General features: G+C 59.3%; 2 protein-coding genes. Both read right to left on the bottom strand.

The annotated features are described in order from the left end of the window. Nucleotides 1-160: 160 nt before the first annotated feature. Nucleotides 161-337, bottom strand: a complete 177-nt coding sequence (locus tag HZZ16_RS38540) for a hypothetical protein (protein WP_376707619.1) — start codon at nucleotides 335-337, stop codon at nucleotides 161-163. Nucleotides 338-981: 644 nt separating this feature from the next. Then, nucleotides 982-1,265: transposase domain-containing protein (locus HZZ16_RS36865; RefSeq protein ID WP_197948773.1), on the bottom strand; the 284-nt coding region annotated here is incomplete at its 5' end.

Raw genomic sequence — 1,265 nt, 5'->3', positions numbered from 1 at the left:
GCGGGTGGGTGGGTTTGTGATAATCGTTATCGAGCCTGCACAACCGACGCGTTTGGGGTCAGCAGCCACGCGGAACGCGCGTTTCTGCCGCGCTGCCGATCTTTCTGTCCGGGTGCAGAGCATAATGTTTTTGTACGGAAACATAGCCTGAATTTTTGAGTTAGCTGGCGCATTCCTCGTTGGAGAAAATATCGAGGAGTTCGTCGACCGTGCGCCAACTGGCTTCGATATCACGTGTCTGCGCGACTCGCATCGGGTGCTTGAGCTTGGTGAAGACCAGCTCGAGGTCGGGGCTGTAGGGCGGCAGGAAGAGGAGATACGCTCCTCTGGCGCGGATGGCGTTAGGGGCCGCTTTGCCCTTGTGACTGCCGAGGTGGTTGAGGATGACGACCTCGCCTTGCCAAGGTGGGCGCTAACACTTTCTCGATATGGAGCGTGAAGAGCTCACCGTTGATGGGCGTCGATGACCCAGGGCGCGCTGATCCGATCGTGGCGCAACGCGGCGATGAAGGTCGTTGTGTTCCAGTGGCCAAAAAGGCGTGGATGCCTCAAGACGCTGCCCATTCGGTCCCCAGCCGCGCAGTGGCGCCATGTTTGTTTTGATCCAGGTCTCGCCGACAGAGACCAGGCGTGAGACCTCGCCCCTTGCGCTCATTGGCCTTCCAGCGCATCGCGTTTACGCGCGATATCGGGGCGGTCTTGTTCGGGCGGCCGGAGCGTTTTTTTGAAGCTCAGGCCCTCGGCGTGAACGAACGTATACCGCCCACACGTCTGTCTTGATCCCGCGCTCAGCCAGTTCCCGCGTCAACTTTCAGAAAGTGAATAGTCCGGAGCGAACGCGCTTGAGCCGCCAGTCCGCGTTGGTGCCGGACAGAACCGGCTTCTTGTGACCGCCAATCTGGCCGGGAGAAACGCCTCCGGTCTCCCGCTGTAGAGTCTTTCACTTCGTCACACAGGAAGGACTGATCGTAAGCGTCGTTTTCAAGCCACGGCTTTGAGGGCTTGAGCGCGGTAGGACCAGGGCAGTAGCTGGTCGATGTCGCGGTTTGGATGCCCGTTGACGATCCTGGTCAGGACATCGGTGAGATAGGCGAGCGGATCGACGTCGTTGATCTTACAGGTCTCGACCAAGGACGCGATAACAGCCCAATGTTCCGCGCCACCGTCAGATCCAGCAAACAGCGCGTTTTTGCGGCTGAGCTTGATGCCGCGGATCGATCGTTCGACCGTGTTGTTGTCGAGTTCGATGCGGCCGTCATCGATGA

It is taken from the genome of Bradyrhizobium glycinis, from assembly GCF_016031655.1.
GTDB lineage: Bacteria > Pseudomonadota > Alphaproteobacteria > Rhizobiales > Xanthobacteraceae > Bradyrhizobium > Bradyrhizobium glycinis.
Note: the sequence above shows the minus strand (reverse complement) of the source record. Positions and strands in the feature narration are given on the sequence as shown.